Raw genomic sequence first — 22,015 nt, 5'->3', positions numbered from 1 at the left:
GGCGGGCGCCCGGCGCGACGCCGTACGCGCTGCCCGGACCGCCGCCGGGCGCGTCGGCCGGGTCGGCGGGGAGCGCGTCGGCCAGCAGTTCGGCCAGGTGCACGCCCTCGTGGCCGCCGCTGTCGAACTCGTGGATCTGGGTGCGGCAGCTGAAGCCGTCGGCCAGGACGACCGTCGAGGCGTCCTCGGCGCGCAGCCGGGGCAGCAGCACCCGTTCCGCGCACGCCTCGCTGACGTCCAGGTGGCCGCGTTCGAAGCCGAAGTTGCCGGCCAGCCCGCAGCAGCCGGAGTCCAGGCGTTCGGCGGCCACGCCGGCCCGGCGCAGCAGTTCCCGGTCGGCGTCCCAGCCGAGGACCGCGTGCTGGTGGCAGTGCACCTGGGCCACCGCCCGCGCCGACCGCTCGGGCACCTGGGGCGGCCGGTAGCCGGGGGAGTGCTCGGTGAGCAGTTCGGCCAGCGTCACCGTCTGGTCGCGCAGCCGCCGTACGTCGTGGTCGCCGGGGAACAGCTCCGCCGCGTCCGCCCGGAAGACCGCCGTGCAGCTCGGCTCCAGGGCCACCACCAGGCCGCCTGCCCGGACGTGCTCCGCCAGCGCCCGCACGGTGCGGGCCAGGACGCGTTCGGCGACCCCGAGCTGTCCGGTGGAGATCCAGGTCAGCCCGCAGCACAGCGCGCCGTCCCGCGGCAGCTCGACCCGCCAGCCCGCGTGCTCCAGGACCCGTACGGCGGCCCGTCCGAGGTGCGGGTGGAAGTGGTCGGTGAAGGTGTCCGGCCACAGCAGCACCGTGCCGCGCGCCCCGTCGCCCTCGGGCTCGTGCCGCGCGAACCACTGCCGGAACGTCCGCGGCGCGAACAGCGGCACCTCCCGGTCCGCCACCCCGGCCACCGCGCGCGCCGCCCGCGCCAGCAGCGGGGCGTGGCTCAGCGCGTTGACGACCGGCGCCAGCCGGGCCCGGCCCACCACCTGGGCGAGCGCCGGCAGCCACCCCATCGACCAGTCGGACCGCGGCCGGCGCCAGGGCCGTCCCGCGTAGTGGTGCGACAGGAACTCCGCCTTGTAGGTCGCCATGTCGACATCGGCCGGGCAGTCCTTCTTGCAGCCCTTGCAGGCCAGACAGAGATCCAGCGCGTCCTTGACCGCCGTCGACCGCCACCCGTCCCGGATCGCGCTGTCCCCGTGCCCGTCCAGCATCTCGAACAGCAGCCGCGCCCGGCCTCGGGTGGAGTGCTCCTCCTCCCGGGTGACCTGGTACGACGGGCACATCACGGTGCCGTCGCTGGTGTGCTGGCGGCACTTGCCGACCCCGACGCACCGGTTGGCCGCCTCGGCGAACGACCCCCCGTCGTGCGGGAAGCGGAAGTGCGGGTCGCGCGGGTCGGCCGGGGCCCAGTCGGCGCCCAGCCGCAGGTTCTCGTCCAGCCGGTAGGGGGCGACGACCTTCCCCGGGTTCATCCGGTCCAGCGGATCGAAGACCGCCTTCAGCCGCCCGAACGCCGTCACCAGTTCGGTCCCGAACATCCGCGGCAGCAGCTCGCCCCGGCTCTGCCCGTCGCCGTGCTCCCCGGACAGCGACCCGCCGAACTCCACCACCAGGTCGGCCGCCCGCTCCATGAACCGCCGGTACGCGGCCACCCCCTCGGCGGTGTACAGGTCGAACGGGATACGGGTGTGCACGCAGCCCTGTCCGAAGTGGCCGTACAGGCTGGGCCCGGTCTCGCTGCGGTAGCCGAACTCCTCGAACAGCGCGGTCAGCCGCCGCAGGTAGTCGCCCAGCCGGTCCGGCGGCACCGCCGAGTCCTCCCAGCCCTCGAAGGTGTCGGGCTTGCCGGGGATGTGCGCGGTGGCGCCTAGACCGGCCTCGCGGACCTGCCACAGCTCGCTCTCGTGCGCCGGGTCGTCCAGGAACGCGCAGTCGGCGTCGTGCGCCGAGCGGTGCACCGCGCGCAGCATGCGGTGCGCCCGCGCGTCGGCCTCCTCGGCGGTGTCCCCGCCGAACTGGGCCAGCAGGAAGGCGTTGCCGTCCGGCAGTTCGGCCAGCGCCTTGTCGTTGAGCCGCTTGATCCGCTCGTCGCGCAGCAGCCGGGCGTCGATGCCCTCCAGCGCGATCGGCTCGTGCGGCAGGATCTCGGGGACCGCGTCCGCCGCCCGGTCGACGCCGTCGAACCCGAGCACCACCAGGGTGCGCTCCTGCACCACCGGGACCAGTTCCAGCTCCGCGCGCAGGACGGTGACCAGCGTCGACTCGCTGCCGACCAGCAGCCCGGCCACGTCGAAGCCGTACTCCGGCAGCAGCGAGTCCAGGTTGTACCCGGAGACCCGGCGCGGCACGGCCGGGAACCGGCGGCGGATCTCGTCGGCGTAGGTGTCGCGCAGGGCGCGCAGCCGCCGGTAGACGGCGGCCCGGGGATCGCCCCGCCGCTCGATCTCGGCGTACTCCGCGTCGCTGGTCTCCCCGCACCAGAACCGGGTGCCGTCGTAGAGCAGCACCTCCAGGCGGGCGATGTTGTCGACGACCTTGCCGTGCGCCTGCGCGGTGGCGCCGCAGGAGTTGTTGCCGATCATGCCGCCGAGGGTGCAGTTGGGGTGCGTGGCGGGTTCCGGGCCGTACCGCAGGCCGTGCGGGGCGAGCCGCCGGTTCAGGTCGTCCAGCACGATTCCGGGCTGCACGACACAGGTACGGGCGCCGGGGTCGACGGATTCCAGCCGGGTGCAGTACTTGGACCAGTCGAGCACCACGCCGGCGTTGCAGCACTGCCCGGCCAGACTGGTGCCGCCGCCCCGGGACAGCACCGGCGCGCCGTGCTCCCGGGCGACGGCCACCGCCTCGGCGCCCGCCTCGGGGGTACGCGGCACGACCACGCCGATCGGGGTCTGCCGGAAGTTCGAGGCGTCGGTGGCGTACGCGGCCCGGCTGCCGGCGTCGAAACGGACCTCGCCGTCCACCTGGGCGCGCAGCGCCGCCCGCAGCGATCCGACGTCGACCGGGGGCGGGGCGCCCTCGCGCACGACCGGTTCGGGCAGGTCCAGCATGCTCATGGGCCCTCCTCCGGGGGTCGGCGCCGCCGGGTACCCAGGGGGCGCGCGGGGCAACCGCGAGGGCCTGGAGCGGCCGCGGATCGGCCCGGGATCGGTCGCGGATCGTGTCGCTGTTGGGCCGAACGGGTGACTTGGCGTAAGAATTGGCTGGTGGATTGGCTGGTGCAGGCATTGAAGGCGAGTCGGAACGGTCGGATCGGGGGGAGGAGCCGGTGAACAGTCGCGACGTCACCGATGAACAGTGGGAGGGGCTCGCCCAGGTCGTTCCGTTGCGCGGACGCGACGCGTGGCCGTCCTCGGTGGGACATCGGGCCCTGCCCGAGGCGGAGACCGAGGCCCGGCGCCGCTTCGTGGTGATGCGGGTCAATGTGTTCGCGGACGCCCGGGAGGTCGCCGAGACGCTGATGTCGGGCATCCCGGTGCTGCTCGACCTGACCGGCGCGGAGACGGACGTCGCCAAGCGCGTCCTGGACTTCAGTACGGGCGTGGTCTTCGGCCTGGCGAGCGGGATGCACCGGGTCGACCGCAACGTGTTCTTGCTCACACCGGCGGGCACGGAGGTCACCGGGCTGATGCAGGGGGCCGGGGCCCCCGGGATGTGACGGGCGGCCGCCGCGCCGACCGGACCCCGGTCGGCGCGGTGGTACACCTGGAACCGTGACCGTCGAAGATCCCGCCGCCGAAGATCCCCTGACCGTGTCGGCGCTCCAGCACCGGCTGGCCGAGTTCGCGGCCGCGCGGAACTGGCAGCCGTACCACACCCCGAAGAACCTGGTCGCCGCGCTCAGCGTGGAGGCGTCCGAACTGGTCGAGATCTTCCAGTGGCTGACGCCCGAGCAGTCGGCCCGGGTGATGGACGACCCCGCCGCGGCGCACCGCGTGCGGGACGAGGTCGCCGACGTACTGGCCTATCTGCTCCAGCTCTGCGAGGTGCTGGGCGTCGACCCGCTGGCCGCCCTGTCCGCGAAGATCGACCGTAACGGACTGCGCTTCCCGGTGCCCGGCACCGGCCCGGCGGAACCGTCAACTCCGTAATTACGTAACGTAGTTGTTCTCCCACCCGAAACCGAATTGTTGTCCAGAGATTTCCGTCTTCCTCTGGCTTTTCGGACCCCTAGCCCTCACTCTGGGTAGTGAACAACGGAGTTCGGGCGGACGCGCCGCGAGCGCGTCGGGACAGACGGGGACGGCCCCATGGACGCGATGCGGCTCATCGTGACGAGCAGACGTGCGCTGACCGCCGGCGGCGACGTGCCGCACATGCTGGCGGAGGTGTGGCAGGCGCAGGCCCTGGCCCAGGCCATCGGCAGCCGGCTGGCGGTCCTCGGACCGCCGGCCCTGCGCGGCGAGGCCCTGGGCCTGACCGAGCTGGCCGGCCGCGGCTGCGGCGTCCTGGGCGATCCCGGCCTGCCCCCGGGCGAGCTGCGCGCCGCCCAGCTCACCGAACTGGGCGACGCCCGCCAGACCCTGATGCGACTCGGCGCCCTGCTCGCGGAGACCGGCATGGCCCTGGTGGCCATCGCCTGCGCGGTGGACGACGAGGGCACGTACTGGCAGTGCATGGAGGCCATCGACGCGGCCGACGAGTCCCGCGACCGGGTCCTCCAGATGCTGGGCAGACTGGCCGAGGAGGACGGGATACCGGCGCGGGAGGCGGGCTAGCGCCGGGCACCGCCGCCGTCCCGGCCGGCACGCTCGCCCCGGACGCGGCGCCCCGGCACGCACGGCCGGGGCGGGGTGGGCGCCGGGCGGCGGCCGAGCGGGCAGGATGGAGCCATGGATCTCCGCATCTTCACCGAGCCCCAGCAGGGGGCCACCTATGACACCTTGCTCACCGTCGCCAAGGCCACCGAGGACCTCGGCTTCGACGCCTTCTTCCGCAGCGACCACTATCTGAAGATGGGCTCCGTGGACGGCCTTCCGGGCCCCACCGACGCCTGGATCACCCTGGCCGGCCTGGCCCGCGAGACCAAGCGCATCAAACTCGGCACGCTGATGACCGCCGGCACCTTCCGGCTGCCCGGCGTCCTCGCCATCCAGGTCGCGCAGGTCGACCAGATGTCCGGCGGCCGGGTCGAACTGGGCCTGGGCGCCGGCTGGTTCGAGGAGGAGCACAAGGCGTACGGCATCCCCTTCCCGAAGGAGAAGTTCGGCCGCCTGGAGGAGCAGCTCGCCATCGTCACCGGCCTGTGGGCGACCGAGCCCGGCAAGACCTTCGACTTCCACGGCAAGTTCTACGACCTCACCGACTCGCCCGCGCTGCCCAAGCCGGCGCAGTCCAAGGTGCCGGTCCTCATCGGCGGCCACGGCGCCACCCGCACCCCGCGGCTGGCCGCCCGGTACGCCGACGAGTTCAACATCCCGTTCGCCTCGATCGAGGACACCGAGCGCCAGTTCGCCCGGGTGCGGGCCGCCGCCGAGCAGGCCGGCCGCGGCGCCGACGCGCTGACCTACTCGAACGCCCTGGTCGTCTGCGTCGGCAAGGACGACGCCGAGGTCGCCCGCCGGGCCGCCGCGATCGGCCGCGAGGTGGACGACCTGCGGGCCAACGGCCTGGCCGGTTCGCCCGCCGAGGTCGTCGACAAGATCGGCCGCTACGCCGAGGCCGGCGTCCAGCGCGTCTACCTCCAGCTCCTCGACCTGCACGACCTGGACCACCTGGAGCTGATCTCCACCGAGGTCCAGTCGCGGCTGCCGTAGTACGGCCGGGACGGGGCGGGCGACCCACTCACCTGCCCCGCCCCGCCCTACCTCACTTGATTCACTTGTGACCGGAAGCATGGCTTCCGTCACCGTCCCGGCGGCTACGGGCGGCGCCCCATGTCCACCACGTACTTCCCGCGCACCCCGCCCGCCTCCAGGCCGCGGTGCGCCTCGGCGATGTCGGCCATCGGCAGCACGGCGTGCACCACCGGGCGGACGTCTCCCCGCTCGGCGGACCGGGTGAGTTCCGCCAGCCGCTCGGCGGACGGGTTGTTGCTGAAGAGCTTGATCCGCCGGGGCCGCAGGGCGGCCCGCAGCCCCGTGCCGAGCATGGAGGCGACGATCCGGTCCTGGTCGAAGGCGAGCGCGACCAGCCGTCCGCGCCGGTCGAGCCGGGCCGCGTAGCCGCCGAGTTCGGTGCCGACCAGGTCGACGACGACGTCGAAGCGGCCGAGGTCGCGCGGCCCGGTGGCGCGGTAGTCCAGGGCCGTGTCGGCGCCCAGCTCCCTGACCCAGTCGAGATTTTGCGCGCCGGCCAGGGCGGTGACATGGGCGCCGATGGCCTTGCCGAGCTGTACGGCGACGCTGCCGACGCCGCCGGTGGCGCCGCGCACCAGCAGCCGTTCGCCGGGGGCGAGGCGCGCCTTGTCGGTCAGCGCGGTGAGCGCGGTGGTCCCCGACGTCGGCAGGGCGGCGGCTTCCAGCAGGCTCAGGTTCTCCGGCGCGGCGGCGAGCCGCTGTGCGGGGACGGCGACGTAGTCGGCGATGGCGCCGAAGGTGAAGTGCGGCATGAGGCCCCACACCCGGTCCCCGGTCCGCCGGCCCCGCACCCCGGCGCCCACCGCCACCACCCGGCCGGTGAAGTCGCCGCCGATGCCGCGGGGGAGGGCGGCCCGGCTGATCGCGCGCATCCGGCCCGCGCGGAACGGGATCTCGCCCGCGTCCACGCCGGCGGCATGCACCTCGACCAGCACCTGCCCCGGCCCCGGGGCCGGCTCGGGCACCTCGGTGACGCGCAGCACCTCCGGTGGGCCGAAACGGTCGTACTGCACGGCACGCATGCGGTTCTCCTGACTCTCTGCGCTCGCCATCACGGATGAGCGAGTACGGATAAACGAGCACGAATAAACGGGGTGGCACCCCACTTACGCCCCGCTACGATAACCGGAGAGGCACCCCGATTGGCAATCCTGGAGGTCATGGTGGTCGGCGGCAGCACGGCGCGACGTCCCCTGCGCGCGGACGCCCGGCGCAACTACGAACGCATCGTCGCCGCCGCCGAGGAGACCTTCCTGGCGCACGGCGCCGACGCCTCGCTGGAGGAGATCGCCCGCCGGGCCGGCGTGGGTTCGGCCACCCTGCACCGGCACTTCGCCTCCCGGCGCGCCCTGCTGGACGTCGTCTTCCGCGACCGGGTCGAGGCGCTGTGCGCCCGGGCCCGGGAGCACGCCCGGGACGACGATCCGGGCCGCGCGCTCTTCTCCTGGCTGCGGGACTTCAACGCGTACGCGGCGGTCAGCCGAGGTCTGCTCGGCGCACTGCTGCGCGCCGACGACCGGGACGCCGGCCCGGCGGCGGCGGACGACGGCTGCGCGGCGATGATCACCACCGCCGCCGCCGACCTGCTCCAAAGCGCCCGACGGGCCGGCGCGGTACGCCCCGGCGTCCGTACCGAGGACCTGCTCGCCCTGGTCTCCGCCATCTCGCTGGTGGCCGAGGGGCCGGCGGCGGACGGGCTGCTGGACCTCGTGATCGAGGGCGTCCGCGCCCACGCCGGCGAGCGCTGACGGCGCCGGGTCAGCGTCGTATGCGGACGGTGATCTGCCGGCCGGCGCCGAACCCGACGGCACAGGGGAGCAGTTGTGCCCAGTCAGAGCGACGCGCACCGGAAAACCGGTGGTCACCCGCCCCGCCGCCCGGAAGACTCGGGCACATGTTCCTGACCATCACCACCACCGGCACCCCGGCGCGCCCCGCCACCGATCTCGGGTTCCTGCTGCACAAGCACCCGCAGAACGCGCAGGCGTTCGCCACCTCCTTCGGTACCGCCCATGTGCTGTACCCCGAGGCGGACGAGCAGCGCTGCACAGCGGCGTTGCTGCTGGAGGTGGACGCGGTGGCGCTGGTCCGGCGCGGCAAGGGCAAGGGCCGGGGCGGCGCGCCCGACGCGGCCCTCGCGCAGTACGTCAACGACCGCCCCTACGCGGCCTCCTCGCTGCTCGCCGTCGCGCTGAGCAACGTCTTCTCCTCCGCCCTGCGCGGCGTCTGCAAGGCCCGCCCCGAGCGCGCCGCCGAGCCGCTGCCGCTGCGGGTGGAGATACCGGCGCTGCCCGCCCGCGGCGGCCCCGACCTGGTCCGGCGCCTGTTCGAGCCGCTGGGCTGGGCGGTCACCGTGGCGCCGGTGCCGCTGGACACCGAGTTCCCCGAGTGGGGCGACTCGCGGTACGTGCGGCTGGTCCTGGCGGCGGACACCCTCACCCTGTCCGCCGCCCTGCGTCACCTCTATGTGCTCCTCCCGGTACTCGACGACGCCAAGCACTACTGGGTCGCCCCGGACGAGGTGGACAAGCTGCTGCGGGCCGGCGAGGGATGGCTGTCCGGGCACCCGGAGCAGAAGCTGATCGTCGGCCGCTACCTGTCCCGCCGCTGGTCGCTGACCCGGGAGGCGATGGACCGTCTCGAACTGGTCCGGCTGGCCGAGACCGACGACAGCGAGGTCGAGGAGATCGACAACGCGGTCGCGCCGGAGACGCCGCCGGAGACGGCGGAGAAGCCCACGCCGCTGGCCGTCCAGCGCCGCGAGGCGATCCTCGGCGCGCTGCGGGAGCACGCCGCCGCCCGGGTCCTCGACCTCGGCTGCGGCGAGGGCCACCTGGTGCGGGAGCTGCTCAAGGAGCCGCGGTGCACCGAGATCGTCGGCGTGGACGTGTCCGTGCGGGCGCTGAACATCGCCGCCCGGCGGCTGCGGCTGGACCGCATGGGCGAGCGGCAGGCCGCCCGCGTCACCCTTCTCCAGGGCTCCCTCGCCTACACCGACAAGCGGCTCAAGGGCTACGACGCGGCCGTCCTCAGCGAGGTGATCGAGCACGTCGACCCGCCCCGGCTGCCCGCCCTGGAGTACGCGGTGTTCGGCGCCGCCCGTCCCCGCACGGTCGTCGTCACCACCCCGAACGTCGAGTACAACGTGCGCTGGGAGACCCTGCCGGCCGGCCACGTCCGCCACCGCGACCACCGCTTCGAGTGGACCCGCGAGGAGTTCCGGGCCTGGGCCCGGTCCACGGCCGAACGACACGGCTACCGGGTGGAGTTCGCGCCGGTCGGGCCGGACGACCCCGAGGTGGGCCCGCCCACCCAGCTGGCCGTGTTCATCACCGAGAGCCCGACCGAGGCGAAGGAGGCGAAGGCCGCATGACCACCACCGACACCAGCACCGGCACCGACACCAGCACCGGCACCCGGGGCCGCGTCCTGCCCGTCACCGACCTCTCCCTCGTGGTGCTGATCGGCGCCTCCGGGTCGGGCAAGTCCACCTTCGCCCGCCGCCACTTCAAGCCCACCGAGGTCATCTCCTCCGACTTCTGCCGGGGCCTGGTCCGTGACGACGAGAACGACCAGGGCGCCACCAAGGACGCCTTCGACGTGCTGCACTACATCGCCGGCAAGCGGCTCGCCGCCGGCCGGCGCACCGTGGTGGACGCCACCAGCGTGCAGCCGGAGGCCCGCAAGCAGCTGATCGACCTGGCCCGCAGCCACGACGTGCTGCCCATCGCCATCGTCCTCGACGTACCCGTGGAGGTGTGCGCCGAGCGCAACGCGACCCGCATCGACCGGGCCGACCTGCCCCGCCGGGTCATCCACCGGCACAGCCGCGAACTCCGCCGCTCGCTGCGGCACCTGGAGCGCGAGGGTTTCCGCAAGGTGCACGTGCTGCGCGGGGCGGCGGAGATCGAGCAGGCCACCGTCGTCACCGAGAAGCGGTTCAACGACCTCACCCACCTCACCGGTCCCTTCGACATCATCGGTGACATCCACGGCTGTGCCACCGAACTGGACGCCCTGCTCGGCAAGCTCGGCTACACCGACGGCGTCCACCCCGAGGGCCGCACCGCCGTCTTCGTCGGCGACCTGGTCGACCGGGGCCCGGACAGCCCCGGCGTGCTGCGCCGCGTCATGTCGATGGTCAGGTCGGGCAACGCGCTGTGCGTCCCCGGCAACCACGAGAACAAGTACGGCCGCCATCTGCGCGGCCGCCGCGTCCAGCACACCCACGGACTCGCCGAGACCGTCGCGCAGATGGAAGGGGAGAGCGAGGAGTTCCGCGCCGAGGTGCGGGAGTTCATCGACGGACTGGTCAGCCACTACGTCCTGGACGGCGGGCGGCTGGTGGTCTGCCACGCCGGGCTGCCGGAGAAGTACCACGGCCGCACCTCCGGACGGGTGCGCAGCCACGCGCTGTACGGCGAGACCACCGGGGAGACCGACGAGTTCGGGCTGCCGGTGCGCTACCCGTGGGCCGAGGACTACCGGGGCCGGGCCGCCGTGGTCTACGGCCACACCCCGGTTCCGCAGGCCACCTGGCTCAACAACACCATCTGCCTGGACACCGGCGCCGTCTTCGGCGGCCGGCTGACCGCGCTGCGCTGGCCGGAGCGGGAGCTCGTCGACGTACCCGCCGAGCGGGTCTGGTACGAGCCGGCCCGGCCGCTCGTCACCGAGGCGCCCGGCGGTCTTGACGGGCGGCCGCTGGACCTGGCCGACGTGCACGGCCGGCGTGCGGTGGAGACCCGGTACGCGGGACGGGTCGCCGTCCGGGAGGACAACGCGGCGGCGGCGCTGGAGGTGATGAGCCGGTTCGCCACCGACCCGAGGCTGCTGCCGTACCTGCCGCCGACCATGGCACCGACCGCGACCTCGCGGGAGGAGGGGTACCTGGAGCATCCGAAGGAGGCGTTCGCCGGGTACGCGGCGGACGGGGTGGCGCGGGTGGTGTGCGAGGAGAAGCACATGGGGTCGCGGGCGGTGGCACTGGTGTGCCGGGACGCCGGGGCGGCCCGCGCCCGCTTCGGCGTCGCCGCGGACGGCCCCACCGGCTCCCTCTACACCCGTACCGGCCGCCCCTTCTTCGCCGACCCGGCCGTCACCGAGTCGGTCCTTCGGCGGCTGCGGGAGGCGATCGGCGCGGCCGGGCTGTGGGCGGAGCTGGACACGGACTGGCTGCTGCTCGACGCCGAGCTGATGCCGTGGTCGCTGAAGGCCGGCGGGCTGCTGCGCACGCAGTACGCGGCGGTGGGCGCCGCGTCCGGCGCGGTGTTCCCCGGCGCGCTGGCCGCGCTGGAGGGCGCGGCGGCCCGGGGCGTCGACGTCACCGGCCTGCTGTCCCGGCAGCGGGAGCGGGCCGCCGACGCGGCGGCGTTCACGGCGGCCTACCGGCGCTACTGCTGGCCGACCGAGGGACTGGACGGCGTACGCCTGGCCCCGTTCCAGCTCCTCGCCGTCCAGGGCCGCAGCCTGGCCGCGCTGCCGCACGACGAGCAGCTCGCGCTCCTCGACCGGATCGTCGAGCACGACGGCAGCGGCCTGCTGCGGACCATCCGGCGGCTCTACGTCGACACCGGCGACCCCGAGTCGGTGCGGGCCGGCGTCGACTGGTGGCTGGAGATGACCGGCCGGGGCGGCGAGGGCATGGTGGTCAAGCCCGTCGGGGCACTGGTCCGGGACGCGGCGGGGCGGCTGGTGCAGCCGGGAGTGAAGTGCCGGGGCCGCGAGTACCTGCGGATCATCTACGGTCCCGAGTACACCCGGCCGGACAACCTGGCCCGGCTGCGGCAGCGGTTCCTGAACCACAAGCGGTCGCTGGCCACCCGGGAGTACGCCCTCGGCCTGGAGGCGCTGGCCCGACTGGCCGACGGCGAGCCGCTGTGGCGGGTGCACGAGGCGGTGTTCGGCATCCTGGCCCTGGAGTCGGAGCCGGTGGATCCGCGGTTGTGAGCTGGTGGGCGGGGGCTGGGTGCCGGGGGCGGTGTTCGGTGTCCTGGGCCTGGGGTCGGAGCTGTGGGCCCGGTGCCGTGACCGGCCGGGCGGGGGTCCGGGGCGGTGTTAGGCGTCCTCGTCCCGGCGGCCCGCGCCGGTGGATCCGCGGTTGTGAGCTGCCGGACGGCGGTCCGGGTCAGTGCTGGTCGGCGCCGCGGGCCGCCGGCGCCCCGTCCGGGTGCGGCCGGGGTGCCGGCAGGGCGGCGGCGCGGTCCCGGGCCGCCAGCCGTTCCGTCAGCCGCAGCAGCGGCTGGGTCAGCAGCGTCGTGGTCAGGGCCATGAAGACCAGGACCGTGTAGAGGGGGCCGCTGAGCAGGCCCGCCTGGCGGCCCGCGTCCAGGGCGATCAGCTCGGTCAGGCCGCGGGCACTGAGCAGTACCCCAACGGTCCGGGCGTCGTGCCGGTCCAGGCCGCCCAGCCGGGCGGCGACCGCGCCGCCGCCGACCTTCGTGGTCACCGCCAGCACCGTCACCACCAGCAGCGCGACCCAGCCGGTGGCGCCCATGCCGGTCACGGTCACCGACTGCCCGGAGGTCACGAAGAAGAACGGCAGCAGCAGCGAGCCGACGTCGTGCAGCGGACGCAGCAGATCCGGATCGAGGGTGCCGTCCTTCTCGCGCGGCGTCACCACCCCGGCGAGCAGCGCCCCGAAGATCACGTGCAGTCCGAGGGAGTGCGTCACCCACGCCGAGGCCAGCGCGAACCCGAGCAGCAGCGCCAGCCGCAGCGAGGGCTCCAGCCGGGTCCGCCACAGCAGCCGCCGCAGTACCGGCCGGGCCGCGATCCCCATCACGACGACGAACCCGACGGCCAGCGCCACCCGCCACGGCCAGCCCAGCCCGCCCGCGCCGCCGCCACCGCGGTCGATCATCGCCCCGGCCAGCACCGTCCAGCCGATCACGTCCAGCACCCCGGCCGCCGAGACCGCCACCACCCCCGGCACCGAACGCGACAGGCCGTTCTCCCGCACGATCGCGGTCAGCACCGGCACCGCCGTGATCGACAGGGCCACCCCGGCGAACACCACGGCGGCCGGCGAGATCTCCCGCGGCATGCCCAGCTCCCGCAGCGGTTCCCGGAACAGCAGGGCGCAGCCGCTGCCCACGGCCATCGGCACCACGAACGAGACCAGCGCCACCGTCACCGAGGTACGCGCCCGGTCGCCGAGCATGGACAGATCCAGTTCGTAGCCCACGCCGAACAGGAAGATCACCAGGGCGAGCTGGGCCAGCCCGGTCAGCGCCGGCCCGACGCCGGCGGGGAACAGCGCCGCGTGCGCGCCGGGGGCGAGACCGCCCAGCAGCGACGGGCCCAGCGCGATGCCCGCGGCGAGCTGTCCGACGATGTAGGGCTGCCGGAGCCGCCGGGCCAGCCACCCGGCGGCGTGCGCGGCCACCAGAATCAGCGCCGCCGCACCCACGAAGTGCGCGATCAGGGCGTCATGGTCCACAGGCGTCTCCCGGTGCTCTGTTGCGTCGGGTCCCAGCCTGTGGGACCCGGGGCGTCGCACCGCAGGTCGTACGCCCCCCGCGCGCCCGAGCGGCGGAAGCACCACCCGGCGGCCGACGGCGGCCGGCGCGCCGGCCGGGGGCACGCCGGGCCACTGTGCGCCCGAGGGGACCCCTCCCGGGTGAGGGGCGCCCGCCGGGAAATGCGCCGGGCCCCGGGTGAACCCCCGTCCGAGTGGTCAGGATGGAGGCATGGGATTCCACGTCGACTCCGAGGCCGGGCGGCTCGGCCGCGTCATCCTGCACCGGCCGGATCTGGAGCTGAAACGGCTCACGCCCTCCAACAAGGACGCGCTGCTCTTCGACGACGTGCTCTGGGTGCGCCGGGCCCGCGCCGAGCACGACGGTTTCGCCGACGTACTGCGCGAGCGGGGCGTCGCCGTGCACCTCTTCGGCGAGCTGCTCACCGAGACCCTCGACGTCCCGGCGGCCCGGGAACTCGTCCTGGACAGGGTCTTCGACGAGAAGGAGTACGGCGTCCTGGCCACCGACCACCTCCGGGCCGCCGTCGAGCCGCTGCCCGCCCGCGACCTGGCCGAACTGCTGGTCGGCGGCATGACCAAACGCGAGTTCCTGGACGCGCACCCCGAGCCGGTCTCGGTGCGCTTCCACGCCATGGAGCTGGACGACTTCCTGCTCGGCCCGCTGCCCAACCACCTGTTCACCCGGGACACCTCCGCCTGGATCTACGACGGCGTCTCCATCAACGCGATGCGCTGGCCCGCCCGGCAGCGCGAGACCGTCCACTTCGAGGCGATCTACCGGCACCACCCGCTCTTCCGGGACGACCGCTTCCACCTCTGGTCCGAGGGCCAGGCCGACTACCCGTCCACCATCGAGGGCGGGGACGTGCTGGTCATCGGCAACGGCGCGGTCCTCATCGGGATGAGCGAGCGCACCACCCCGCAGGCCGTCGAGATGCTCGCGCACAAGCTGTTCGCGGCCGGCTCGGCCCGCACCATCGTCGCCCTCGACCTGCCGAAGTCCCGCGCCTTCATGCACCTGGACACCGTGATGACCATGGTCGACGGCGACACCTTCACCCAGTACGCCGGCCTCGGCATGCTGCGTTCGTACACCATCGAGCCCGGTACCGGCGACAAGGAACTGAAGGTCACCGACCATCCGCCGGAGCACATGCACCGCGCGATCGCCGCCGCGCTCGGCCTCAGCGAGATCCGGGTGCTGACCGCGACACAGGACGTGCACGCCGCCGAACGGGAGCAGTGGGACGACGGCTGCAACGTGCTGGCCGTCGAACCGGGCGTCGTCGTCGCCTACGAACGCAACGCCACCACCAACACCCACCTGCGAAAGCAAGGCATCGAGGTGATCGAGATCCCGGGCAGTGAACTGGGCCGGGGCAGGGGCGGCCCGCGCTGCATGAGCTGCCCAGTACAGAGGGATCCCGTATAAGAATTCAGGATGCCGTATAGTATTCCGTACGTATCTTCGTCCTTCCCTGTTCTCGTACCTCTGGAGCGCCCCCATGGCGACTGTCCCGACCGCCCTCGCCGGCCGCCCCTTCCTCAAGGAGCTGGACTTCACCGCCGAGGAGTTCCGCGGCCTGGTCGAGCTGGCCGCCGAGCTGAAGGCGGCCAAGCAGGCCGGGACCGAGACGCGGTACCTCAGCGGCAGGAACATCGCGCTGATCTTTGAGAAGACCTCGACCCGCACCCGCTGCGCCTTCGAGGTGGCCGCCGCCGACCAGGGCGCCTCGACCACGTACCTGGACCCGTCCGGCTCGCAGATCGGCCACAAGGAGTCCGTGAAGGACACCGCCCGGGTGCTCGGCCGGATGTACGACGGGATCGAGTACCGCGGCGACAGCCAGGCCAAGGTCGAGGAGCTGGCCGCCTTCGCCGGCGTGCCCGTCTTCAACGGTCTCACCGACGACTGGCACCCCACCCAGATGCTGGCCGACGTGCTCACCATGACCGAGCACACCGACAAGCCGCTGCCCGAGACCGCCTTCGCCTACCTCGGCGACGCCCGCTTCAACATGGGCAACTCCTACCTGATCACCGGCGCCCTGCTCGGCATGGACGTCCGGATCGTCGCCCCGAAGACCTACTGGCCCGCCCAGGAGATCATCGACCGGGCCCAGGAGCTGGCCGCCACCAGCGGCGCCCGGATCACGCTCACCGAGACGCCGGCCGAGGGCGTGCGCGGCGCCGACTTCGTCGCCACCGACGTATGGGTCTCGATGGGTGAACCCAAGGAGGTCTGGGCCGAGCGGATCGCCGCCCTCGCCCCCTACGCGGTGACCATGGACGTGCTGCGCGCCACCGGCAACCCGGACGTGAAGTTCCTGCACTGCCTGCCCGCCTTCCACGACCTGGGCACCAAGGTCGGCCAGGACATCTACGACGCCCACGGACTGGACTCGCTGGAGGTCACCGACGAGGTCTTCGAGTCGGCGCACTCGGTCGTCTTCGACGAGGCCGAGAACCGCCTGCACACCATCAAGGCCGTCCTGGTCGCCACCCTCGCCTGACCCCCGCTCCCCCCCCACGTTCCACGGCGGCCGGAACCACCCCTTCCGGCGCCGCCGCGCGCGCCCATCCGGCGCCCGCACCACCTCGCGCCACCGCGTACCACCAGAAACGAGCACCACCCGCATGCCCCGCATCAAATCCCCCCACCTGCTCGTGGCCGAATCCGGCGCCGACCGGGCCGGCCACAGCCTCAAGCGCACGATGGGGCTGTTCCAGCTCGTCTGCTTCGGCGTCGGCGCGATCGTCGGCACCGGCATCTTCGTCGGCCTGTCCGACTCGGTCGCCGAGGCCGGCCCGGCCGTCGTCGTCTCCTTCGTGCTCGCCGCGATCACCTGCGTGCTCACCGCGTTCGCCTTCGCCGAGCTGGGCGGCGCGATCCCGGTCTCCGGCTCCTCGTACTCCTTCGCCTACGCCGGCCTCGGCGAGACCACCGCCTTCCTGGTCGGCTGGTGCCTGCTCCTGGAGTACGGCGTCTCGGTCTCCGCCGTCGCGGTCGGCTGGAGCCAGTACGTCAACGAACTCCTGGACGGCGTCCTCGGCATCCAGCTCCCCGACGCGCTGTCCGCCGGCCCCGGCGACGGCGGCGTGCTCAACCTCCCCGCGGTCGTCGTCATCGCCCTGGCCTGCGTACTGCTGGTGCGCGGCGTACGCGAGAGCGCCCGCGCCACCGCCGCGATGGCGGTACTGAAGCTCGCCGTGCTGATCGCCTTCTGCGTCATCGGCTGGACCGCCTTCAAGGACGGCAACCTCACCCCGTTCTCCCCGGCCGGTCTGGGCGGCATCGGCGCCGGCACCACGGCCGCGTTCTTCTCGTACATCGGCTTCGACGCGATCACCACTGCCGGTGAGGAGGCCAAGCACCCGCGCCGGGACATCCCGGTCGCCATCCTGGTCTGCATCGGCCTGGTCACGCTGCTGTACTGCGCGGTCGCCCTCGCGGCCATCGGCGCCATCGGCGGCGACGCGGTCGGCGACCGGCCCGCCGCCCTGTCCTACGTCGTCGATCAGGTCACCGGCTCCTCGGTGGGCGGCACGATCGTCGCCTTCGGCGCGGTGGTCGCCATCGCCTCGGTGGTGCTCGCCGTGATGTACGGCCAGACCCGCATCCTGATGTCGATGTCCCGCGACGGACTGATCCCGCGCGTCTTCGAGAGGGTCTCCCCGCGCACCGCCACCCCGGTGGCCGGCACCTGGATCGTCGGCCTGGTCTTCGCCCTGCCGGCCGCCTTCGCCTCACTGGACTCGGTGGTCAACCTCTGCACCATCGGCACCCTGGCCACCATGGTCGTGGTCAATGTCGCGGTCCTCGCCCTGCGCCGCCGCGAACCGGGCCTGGCCCGCACCTTCCGGGTCCCGCTCCACCCGGTCACTCCGCTGCTGGGCATCGCCTTCTGCCTGTACCTGATCTACGAGACGGGCGCGCGGACCTGGCTCCAGTTCGCCGTGTTCCTGGTGGCGGGCCTGCTGGTCTACTACGGCTACGGGCGCCGCAACTCCCGGCTCGGCCGGGCCGCGCTCACGCCGTCGGACGCCGCTGAGCGGGCACCGCGGGAAGCCTGAACCAGACCGCCTTGCCGGAGTCGGTGGGGCGGTGTCCGCACGACGAGCTGAGGGCGCGGATCAGCAGCAGTCCGCGCCCGCCCTCCTGCAACGGGTCGGGCTCGGGCAGCGACGGCACGGTGAGGTCGGCGGGCGGCGCCGGGTCCGGGTCGTGCACCTCGACCTGGCAGCCGGTCGGCAGCAGCTCCACCACCAGCTCGATCGGCGTCTCGCCGGTGGTGTGCTCCACCGCGTTGGCGACCAGCTCGGCGGTCAGCAGCTCCGCCGTGTCGCAGTCGGCGGTGTGCTCCAGCTCGGCCAGCGCGGTCCGCACCAGGGCACGGGCGACCGGCACGGCCGCGGCGGTGTGCGGCAGCGCGATGCGCCAGGAGGCGGGAGCTGGATTGGGATCGTGCACGGCGTTTCCGTTCATGGAGCAGGCGGTCCTGTCCTGCTTTCAACTTTACGAATGGTACGGCGCCGCCGGACAGAGTCCTTCGACGGGCACCGGACGGGACCTTCGGCGCACCACCCGGCGACGACCTTATAGCGCCCTCGTGACGACAGTCACACACCGGTGATAACTTCGTGATGTCCCCGCACGAGGAGGCCGCCGCCATGAGTCCCTTCACCGGCTCCGCCGCCCGCACCCCCGCCTGGCGGCACCTGCGCGTCGAGCACACCGACGGCGTCGCCACCGTCACCCTCGCCCGGCCGGAGAAACTCAACGCCCTCACCTTCGGCGCCTACGCCGACCTGCGCGACCTGCTCGCCGAGCTGTCCCGGGAGCGGAGCGTGCGCGCCCTGGTGCTGGCCGGCGCGGGCCGCGGCTTCTGCTCCGGCGGCGACGTCGACGAGATCATCGGCGCGACGCTGTCCATGGACACCGCCCGCCTCCTCGACTTCAACCGGATGACCGGGCAGGTGGTCCGCGCCGTCCGGGAGTGCCCGTTCCCGGTGATCGCCGCCGTCCACGGCGTCGCCGCGGGGGCCGGCGCGGTCCTCGCGCTGGCCGCCGACTTCCGGGTCGCCGACCCCGGCGCCCGGTTCGTCTTCCTCTTCACCCGCGTCGGCCTCTCCGGCGGCGACATGGGCGCCGCGTATCTGCTGCCCCGCGTCGTCGGCCTCGGCCACGCCACCCGCCTGCTGATGCTCGGCGAACCGGTCCGCGCGCGGGAGGCCGAGCGCATCGGCCTGATCAGCGAACTCACCGACGAGGGCCAGGCCGACCGGGCCGCCACCGCGCTGGCCCACCGCCTGGCCGAGGGCCCCGCCCTCGCGCACGCCCAGACCAAGGCCCTGCTCACGGCCGAACTGGACATGCCGTTGTCGGCGTCGGTGGAACTCGACGCCGCGACTCAGGCGCTCCTGATGACCGGCGCGGATTACAGCGAGTTCCACAGGGCCTACCAAGAAAAACGCCCGCCACATTGGAACGGACGGTAACCGCGGTGCTCCCAGGGGCGCGAGCAACCACGACGCACCCGCACCGCATAGCGATCACCGGAGCCGGCCCCGGCGGCCTCTACACCGCCGCCCTCCTCAAACGCCTCGACCCCACCCGAGACATCACCGTCTACGAACGCAACGCCCCCGACGACACCTTCGGCTTCGGCGTAGTCCTCTCCGACGAAACCCTCGGCGGCATCGAACACGCCGACCCCGAGGTCCACGAAACCCTCCAGCACCACTTGGTCCACTGGGACCGCATCCACATGGTCCACCGAGGCATCCGCCAGACCTCCGGCGGCCACGGTTTCGCCGCCCTCGGCCGGCACCGCCTGCTGAAGATCCTCCAGAACCGCTGCGCCGCCCTCGGCGTACACCTCCGCTTCCGCACCGAGGCCCCGCCCCCGGCGGAACTGTCCCGCACCCACGACCTGGTCGTCGCCGCCGACGGACTGCACAGCACCACCCGCACCGCCCCCTTCGGCCCACGGATCACCGCGCACCGCTGCCGCTACATCTGGCTGGCGACGGACTTCGCGTTCGACGCGTTCCGGTTCGAGTTCGCCGAAACGGAACACGGCGTCATGCAACTGCACGGCTACCCCTACGCCCCCGACGCCTCCACCGTGATCGTCGAGATGCGCGACGAGGTCTGGCGCGCGGCCGGCTTCCACACCCTCGACGTCACCGAATCCACCGCCCACTGCGCCAAGGTCTTCACGGGAGCCCTCGGCGCCCGGCCCCTGCGGTCGAACAACTCGGCGTGGACCACGTTCCGCACGGTCGTCAACGACCGCTGGTCGCACGGCAACGTCGTCCTCCTCGGCGACGCCGCCCACACCGCCCACTTCTCCATCGGCTCCGGCACCAAGCTCGCCGTCGAGGACGCCCTCGCGCTCGCCGCCTGTCTGGAAGAACAGGACACCCTCGACGAAGCCCTCACCGCCTACGAGGCGGAACGCCGTCCCGTCGTCGCCTCCGTGCAGCGCGCCGCCCGGGCCAGCCTGGAATGGTTCGAGAACCCGGCCCGCCACCTCGGCCGCCCGCCCCGCCAGTTCGCCTTCGACCTGCTCACCCGCAGCCGCCGGGTCACCCACGCCAACCTGCGGCTGCGCGACCCCCGCTTCACCGAGTCCGTCGAGCGGGAGTTCGGCTGCCCGCCGGGCACGCCGCCGATGTTCACCCCGTTCCGGCTGCGCGGCCTCACCCTGCGCAACCGGGTCGTCGTCTCCCCGATGGACCTGTACTCCGCCGTGGACGGCGTCCCCGGCGACTTCCACCTCGTCCACCTCGGCGCCCGCGCGCTCGGCGGCGCCGGTCTGGTGATGACCGAGATGGTCTGCGTCAGCCCCGAGGGCCGCATCACCCCGGGCTGCACCGGCCTGTACACCCCGCGGCAGACGCGGGCGTGGCGGCGGATCACCGACTTCGCGCACGCCCAGGCCCCCGGCACCGCGCTCGGCGTCCAGCTCGGCCACAGCGGGCGCAAGGGCTCCACCCGCCTGATGTGGGAGGGCATGGACGAACCCCTCCCGGCGGGCGCCAACTGGCCGCTGGTCGCCGCCTCGGCACTGCCCTACCGGCCGCACAGCCAGGTCCCGCGCGCCCTCACCCGGGCCCAGCTCACCGACGTGCGCGAGCAGTTCACCGCCGCCACCGCCCGGGCCGCCCGGGCCGGGTTCGACCTGCTCGAACTGCACTGCGCGCACGGCTATCTGCTCTCCGGGTTCCTCTCCCCGCTCACCAACCACCGCACCGACGCCTACGGCGGCACCCTGGCCGGACGGCTCCGTTTCCCGCTGGAGGTCTTCGACGCCGTACGCGCGGTGTGGCCCGCGGAGCGGCCGATGACCGTCCGGATCTCCGCCACCGACTGGGCCGAGGGCGGCACCAGCGCCGACGACGCGGTGGAGATCGCCCGCGCCTTCGCCGCGCACGGCGCCGACGCGATCGACGTGTCCACCGGGCAGGTCACCGCCGACGAACGCCCGGAGTTCGGCCGCTCGTACCAGACGCCGTACGCCGAACGCGTCCGCCACGAGGCCCGGGTACCGGTGATCGCGGTCGGCGCCATCTCCTCCTGGGACGACGTCAACTCCCTGCTGCTGGCCGGCCGCGCCGACCTCTGCGCCCTGGCCCGCCCGCACCTGTACGACCCGCACTGGACGCTGCACGCGGCGGCCGAGCAGGGCTACGCCGGTCCGGGCGCCGACTGGCCGGCCCCGTACCGGGCGGGCAGCAGGCGCCCGCCCACCGGCCGGACGGACGCCCCGCGGCCCCGGCTCACCCTGGGCCGCTGAGGCCCCGCCTCACGCCGGTCGGCCGAGCTCCACCATCCCGGCGGTGAGCGTCGCCCCGTCGGCCGGGTCGATCAGCAGGAAGGCACCGGTGCGCCGGGAGACCGCGTAGTCGTCCAGCGGCAACGGCTCGGCGGTGCGCAGCACGATCCGGCCCAGGTCGTTGGCGGCCAGGGGGTCCGCTCCCGCGAGCTCCTTGACGATCGCCTTCACGGTGCGGGTGGTGTGCCGCAGCAGCACCCGGTCCCCGACCCGCAGCGGACGGTCGGCGAGGTGGCAGACGGCGGCCCGCACGTCCTGGGTGAGCGTCGGCGCGTCCACCCCCGCGGTGATCATGTCGCCGCGGGAGACGTCCCGCTGGTCGGCGAGGCGCAGGCTGACCGACTGCGGGGCGTACGCCGCCTCGGCCGGCGCCCCGAGCACGTCGATGCCGGCGATCCGCGAGTACTCGCCCGACGGGTGCACCGTCACGTGGTCGCCCACTCGCAGCGCGCCCGACACCAGCTGGCCCGCGTAGTGCCGCTGCTCGCCGTGCCGGATCACGTACTGCACGGGGAACCGGGCCGGCGCGGCGACCGGCCCCACGGCCACCGGCACCGTCTCCAGGAACTCCAGCAGCGCCGGACCCCGGTACCAGTCCATGTGCGCCGAGCGCTCCACCACGTTGTCCCCGGCCAGCGCGGAGACCGGGATCGGCGTGAACGACGGCAGCCCCAGCTCGGCGGCCAGCCCGGCGAACTCCTCGCCGATGTACTCGAAGACCTTCTCGTCGTACTCGACCAGGTCCATCTTGTTGACGGCGAGGACCACGTGCGGGACGCGCAGCAGCGCGGCGATGGCGGCGTGCCGCCGGGTCTGCTCGACGACGCCGTTGCGGGCGTCGACGAGGATCACCGTCAGCTCGGCGGTGGAGGCGCCGGTGACCATGTTGCGGGTGTACTGCACGTGCCCGGG

Annotated in this window: 17 protein-coding genes; 12 read left to right on the top strand and 5 right to left on the bottom strand. The window is 73.5% G+C overall.

All coding sequences use genetic code 11. The features are described 5' to 3' along the window. Positions 1–3,037: FAD-binding and (Fe-S)-binding domain-containing protein (locus AB0G32_RS38640; RefSeq protein ID WP_361175090.1), on the bottom strand; the 3,037-nt coding region annotated here is incomplete at its 3' end. Positions 3,038–3,249: 212 nt separating this feature from the next. Between AB0G32_RS38640 and AB0G32_RS38635 the strand changes: the two genes are divergently transcribed. From AB0G32_RS38635 to AB0G32_RS38620, 4 genes are all read left to right on the top strand, one after another. Then, complete coding sequence (locus tag AB0G32_RS38635; RefSeq protein WP_361175088.1) at positions 3,250–3,639, top strand: cell division protein SepF; 390 nt, start codon at positions 3,250–3,252, stop codon at positions 3,637–3,639. 55 nt (positions 3,640–3,694) lie between these two features. Next, on the top strand, positions 3,695–4,072 hold the full coding sequence (locus tag AB0G32_RS38630; protein ID WP_361175086.1) for a nucleotide pyrophosphohydrolase: 378 nt from the start codon (positions 3,695–3,697) through the stop codon (positions 4,070–4,072). Between the two features lie 159 nt (positions 4,073–4,231). Beyond that, the gene (locus AB0G32_RS38625) at positions 4,232–4,699 is read left to right on the top strand and encodes a DUF6099 family protein (protein ID WP_361175084.1); all 468 of its coding nucleotides are present in this window, start codon (positions 4,232–4,234) and stop codon (positions 4,697–4,699) included. 114 nt (positions 4,700–4,813) lie between these two features. Further along, a complete protein-coding gene (locus AB0G32_RS38620; RefSeq protein ID WP_361175081.1) occupies positions 4,814–5,737 on the top strand; it encodes an LLM class F420-dependent oxidoreductase in 924 nt (307 codons plus the stop codon). Positions 5,738–5,841: 104 nt separating this feature from the next. On the opposite strand, the gene AB0G32_RS38615 is transcribed toward AB0G32_RS38620, so the two are convergent. Further along, a complete protein-coding gene (locus AB0G32_RS38615; RefSeq protein WP_361175078.1) occupies positions 5,842–6,801 on the bottom strand; it encodes an NAD(P)-dependent alcohol dehydrogenase in 960 nt (319 codons plus the stop codon). A 120-nt stretch (positions 6,802–6,921) separates the two neighbouring features. Here AB0G32_RS38615 and AB0G32_RS38610 point away from each other — a divergent pair, with 120 nt between their 5' ends. From AB0G32_RS38610 to AB0G32_RS38600, 3 genes are all read left to right on the top strand, one after another. Next, positions 6,922–7,527 carry a helix-turn-helix domain-containing protein gene (locus AB0G32_RS38610; protein ID WP_361175075.1) on the top strand — a complete coding sequence of 202 codons (606 nt, stop codon included), beginning with the start codon at positions 6,922–6,924 and terminating at the stop codon, positions 7,525–7,527. Between the two features lie 146 nt (positions 7,528–7,673). Beyond that, the gene (locus AB0G32_RS38605) at positions 7,674–9,152 is read left to right on the top strand and encodes a 3' terminal RNA ribose 2'-O-methyltransferase Hen1 (RefSeq protein ID WP_361175072.1); all 1,479 of its coding nucleotides are present in this window, start codon (positions 7,674–7,676) and stop codon (positions 9,150–9,152) included. Further along, on the top strand, positions 9,149–11,728 hold the full coding sequence (locus AB0G32_RS38600; protein ID WP_361175068.1) for a polynucleotide kinase-phosphatase: 2,580 nt from the start codon (positions 9,149–9,151) through the stop codon (positions 11,726–11,728). Before AB0G32_RS38605 ends, AB0G32_RS38600 begins: the two co-directional genes overlap by 4 nt. Before the next feature lie 178 nt (positions 11,729–11,906). Here AB0G32_RS38600 and AB0G32_RS38595 read toward each other — a convergent pair whose 3' ends face one another. Next, positions 11,907–13,220: a cation:proton antiporter gene (locus tag AB0G32_RS38595; RefSeq protein WP_361175065.1), complete on the bottom strand. Its 1,314-nt coding sequence runs from the start codon at positions 13,218–13,220 to the stop codon at positions 11,907–11,909. A 250-nt stretch (positions 13,221–13,470) separates the two neighbouring features. Here AB0G32_RS38595 and AB0G32_RS38590 point away from each other — a divergent pair, with 250 nt between their 5' ends. The 3 genes from AB0G32_RS38590 (at position 13,471) to AB0G32_RS38580 (ending at position 17,336) form a co-directional block, all read left to right on the top strand. Beyond that, on the top strand, positions 13,471–14,694 hold the full coding sequence (locus AB0G32_RS38590) for an arginine deiminase (RefSeq protein WP_361175062.1): 1,224 nt from the start codon (positions 13,471–13,473) through the stop codon (positions 14,692–14,694). A gap of 73 nt (positions 14,695–14,767) precedes the next feature. Then, positions 14,768–15,775 carry an ornithine carbamoyltransferase gene (argF, locus tag AB0G32_RS38585; protein WP_361175059.1) on the top strand — a complete coding sequence of 336 codons (1,008 nt, stop codon included), beginning with the start codon at positions 14,768–14,770 and terminating at the stop codon, positions 15,773–15,775. 124 nt (positions 15,776–15,899) lie between these two features. Continuing rightward, positions 15,900–17,336, top strand: a complete 1,437-nt coding sequence (locus AB0G32_RS38580; protein ID WP_361175056.1) for an amino acid permease — start codon at positions 15,900–15,902, stop codon at positions 17,334–17,336. Here AB0G32_RS38580 and AB0G32_RS38575 read toward each other — a convergent pair. Then, positions 17,293–17,748 (bottom strand): ATP-binding protein, encoded by a 456-nt coding sequence (locus AB0G32_RS38575; RefSeq protein WP_361175053.1) that lies wholly within the window; start codon positions 17,746–17,748, stop codon positions 17,293–17,295. The genes AB0G32_RS38580 and AB0G32_RS38575 overlap by 44 nt on opposite strands. A 185-nt stretch (positions 17,749–17,933) precedes the next feature. Here AB0G32_RS38575 and AB0G32_RS38570 point away from each other — a divergent pair, with 185 nt between their 5' ends. Both AB0G32_RS38570 and AB0G32_RS38565 read left to right on the top strand, forming a co-directional pair. Beyond that, positions 17,934–18,761 (top strand): enoyl-CoA hydratase family protein, encoded by an 828-nt coding sequence (locus AB0G32_RS38570; RefSeq protein ID WP_361175050.1) that lies wholly within the window; start codon positions 17,934–17,936, stop codon positions 18,759–18,761. 5 nt (positions 18,762–18,766) lie between these two features. Further along, entirely contained in the window at positions 18,767–21,064 is a 2,298-nt protein-coding gene (locus AB0G32_RS38565) for a bifunctional salicylyl-CoA 5-hydroxylase/oxidoreductase (protein WP_361175047.1), read from the top strand. A 9-nt stretch (positions 21,065–21,073) separates the two neighbouring features. Here AB0G32_RS38565 and AB0G32_RS38560 read toward each other — a convergent pair. Then, a partial coding sequence (locus tag AB0G32_RS38560) for a GTP-binding protein (protein WP_361175044.1) occupies positions 21,074–22,015 on the bottom strand: 942 nt, incomplete at its 5' end.

The sequence above is a fragment of the Streptomyces sp. NPDC023723 genome, assembly GCF_040639815.1.
Lineage (GTDB): Bacteria > Actinomycetota > Actinomycetes > Streptomycetales > Streptomycetaceae > Streptomyces.
Note: the sequence above shows the minus strand (reverse complement) of the source record. Positions and strands in the feature narration are given on the sequence as shown.

Coding starts and splice junctions, on each gene's coding strand:
- AB0G32_RS38625 (WP_361175084.1), top strand. CDS start 4,232: ATGGACGCGATGCGGCTCATCGTGACGAGCAGACGTGCGCTGACCGCC.
- AB0G32_RS38620 (WP_361175081.1), top strand. CDS start 4,814: ATGGATCTCCGCATCTTCACCGAGCCCCAGCAGGGGGCCACCTATGAC.
- AB0G32_RS38615 (WP_361175078.1), bottom strand. CDS start 6,801: ATGCGTGCCGTGCAGTACGACCGTTTCGGCCCACCGGAGGTGCTGCGC.
- AB0G32_RS38605 (WP_361175072.1), top strand. CDS start 7,674: ATGTTCCTGACCATCACCACCACCGGCACCCCGGCGCGCCCCGCCACC.
- AB0G32_RS38600 (WP_361175068.1), top strand. CDS start 9,149: ATGACCACCACCGACACCAGCACCGGCACCGACACCAGCACCGGCACC.
- AB0G32_RS38590 (WP_361175062.1), top strand. CDS start 13,471: ATGGGATTCCACGTCGACTCCGAGGCCGGGCGGCTCGGCCGCGTCATC.
- argF (WP_361175059.1), top strand. CDS start 14,768: ATGGCGACTGTCCCGACCGCCCTCGCCGGCCGCCCCTTCCTCAAGGAG.
- AB0G32_RS38580 (WP_361175056.1), top strand. CDS start 15,900: ATGCCCCGCATCAAATCCCCCCACCTGCTCGTGGCCGAATCCGGCGCC.
- AB0G32_RS38575 (WP_361175053.1), bottom strand. CDS start 17,748: ATGAACGGAAACGCCGTGCACGATCCCAATCCAGCTCCCGCCTCCTGG.
- AB0G32_RS38570 (WP_361175050.1), top strand. CDS start 17,934: ATGAGTCCCTTCACCGGCTCCGCCGCCCGCACCCCCGCCTGGCGGCAC.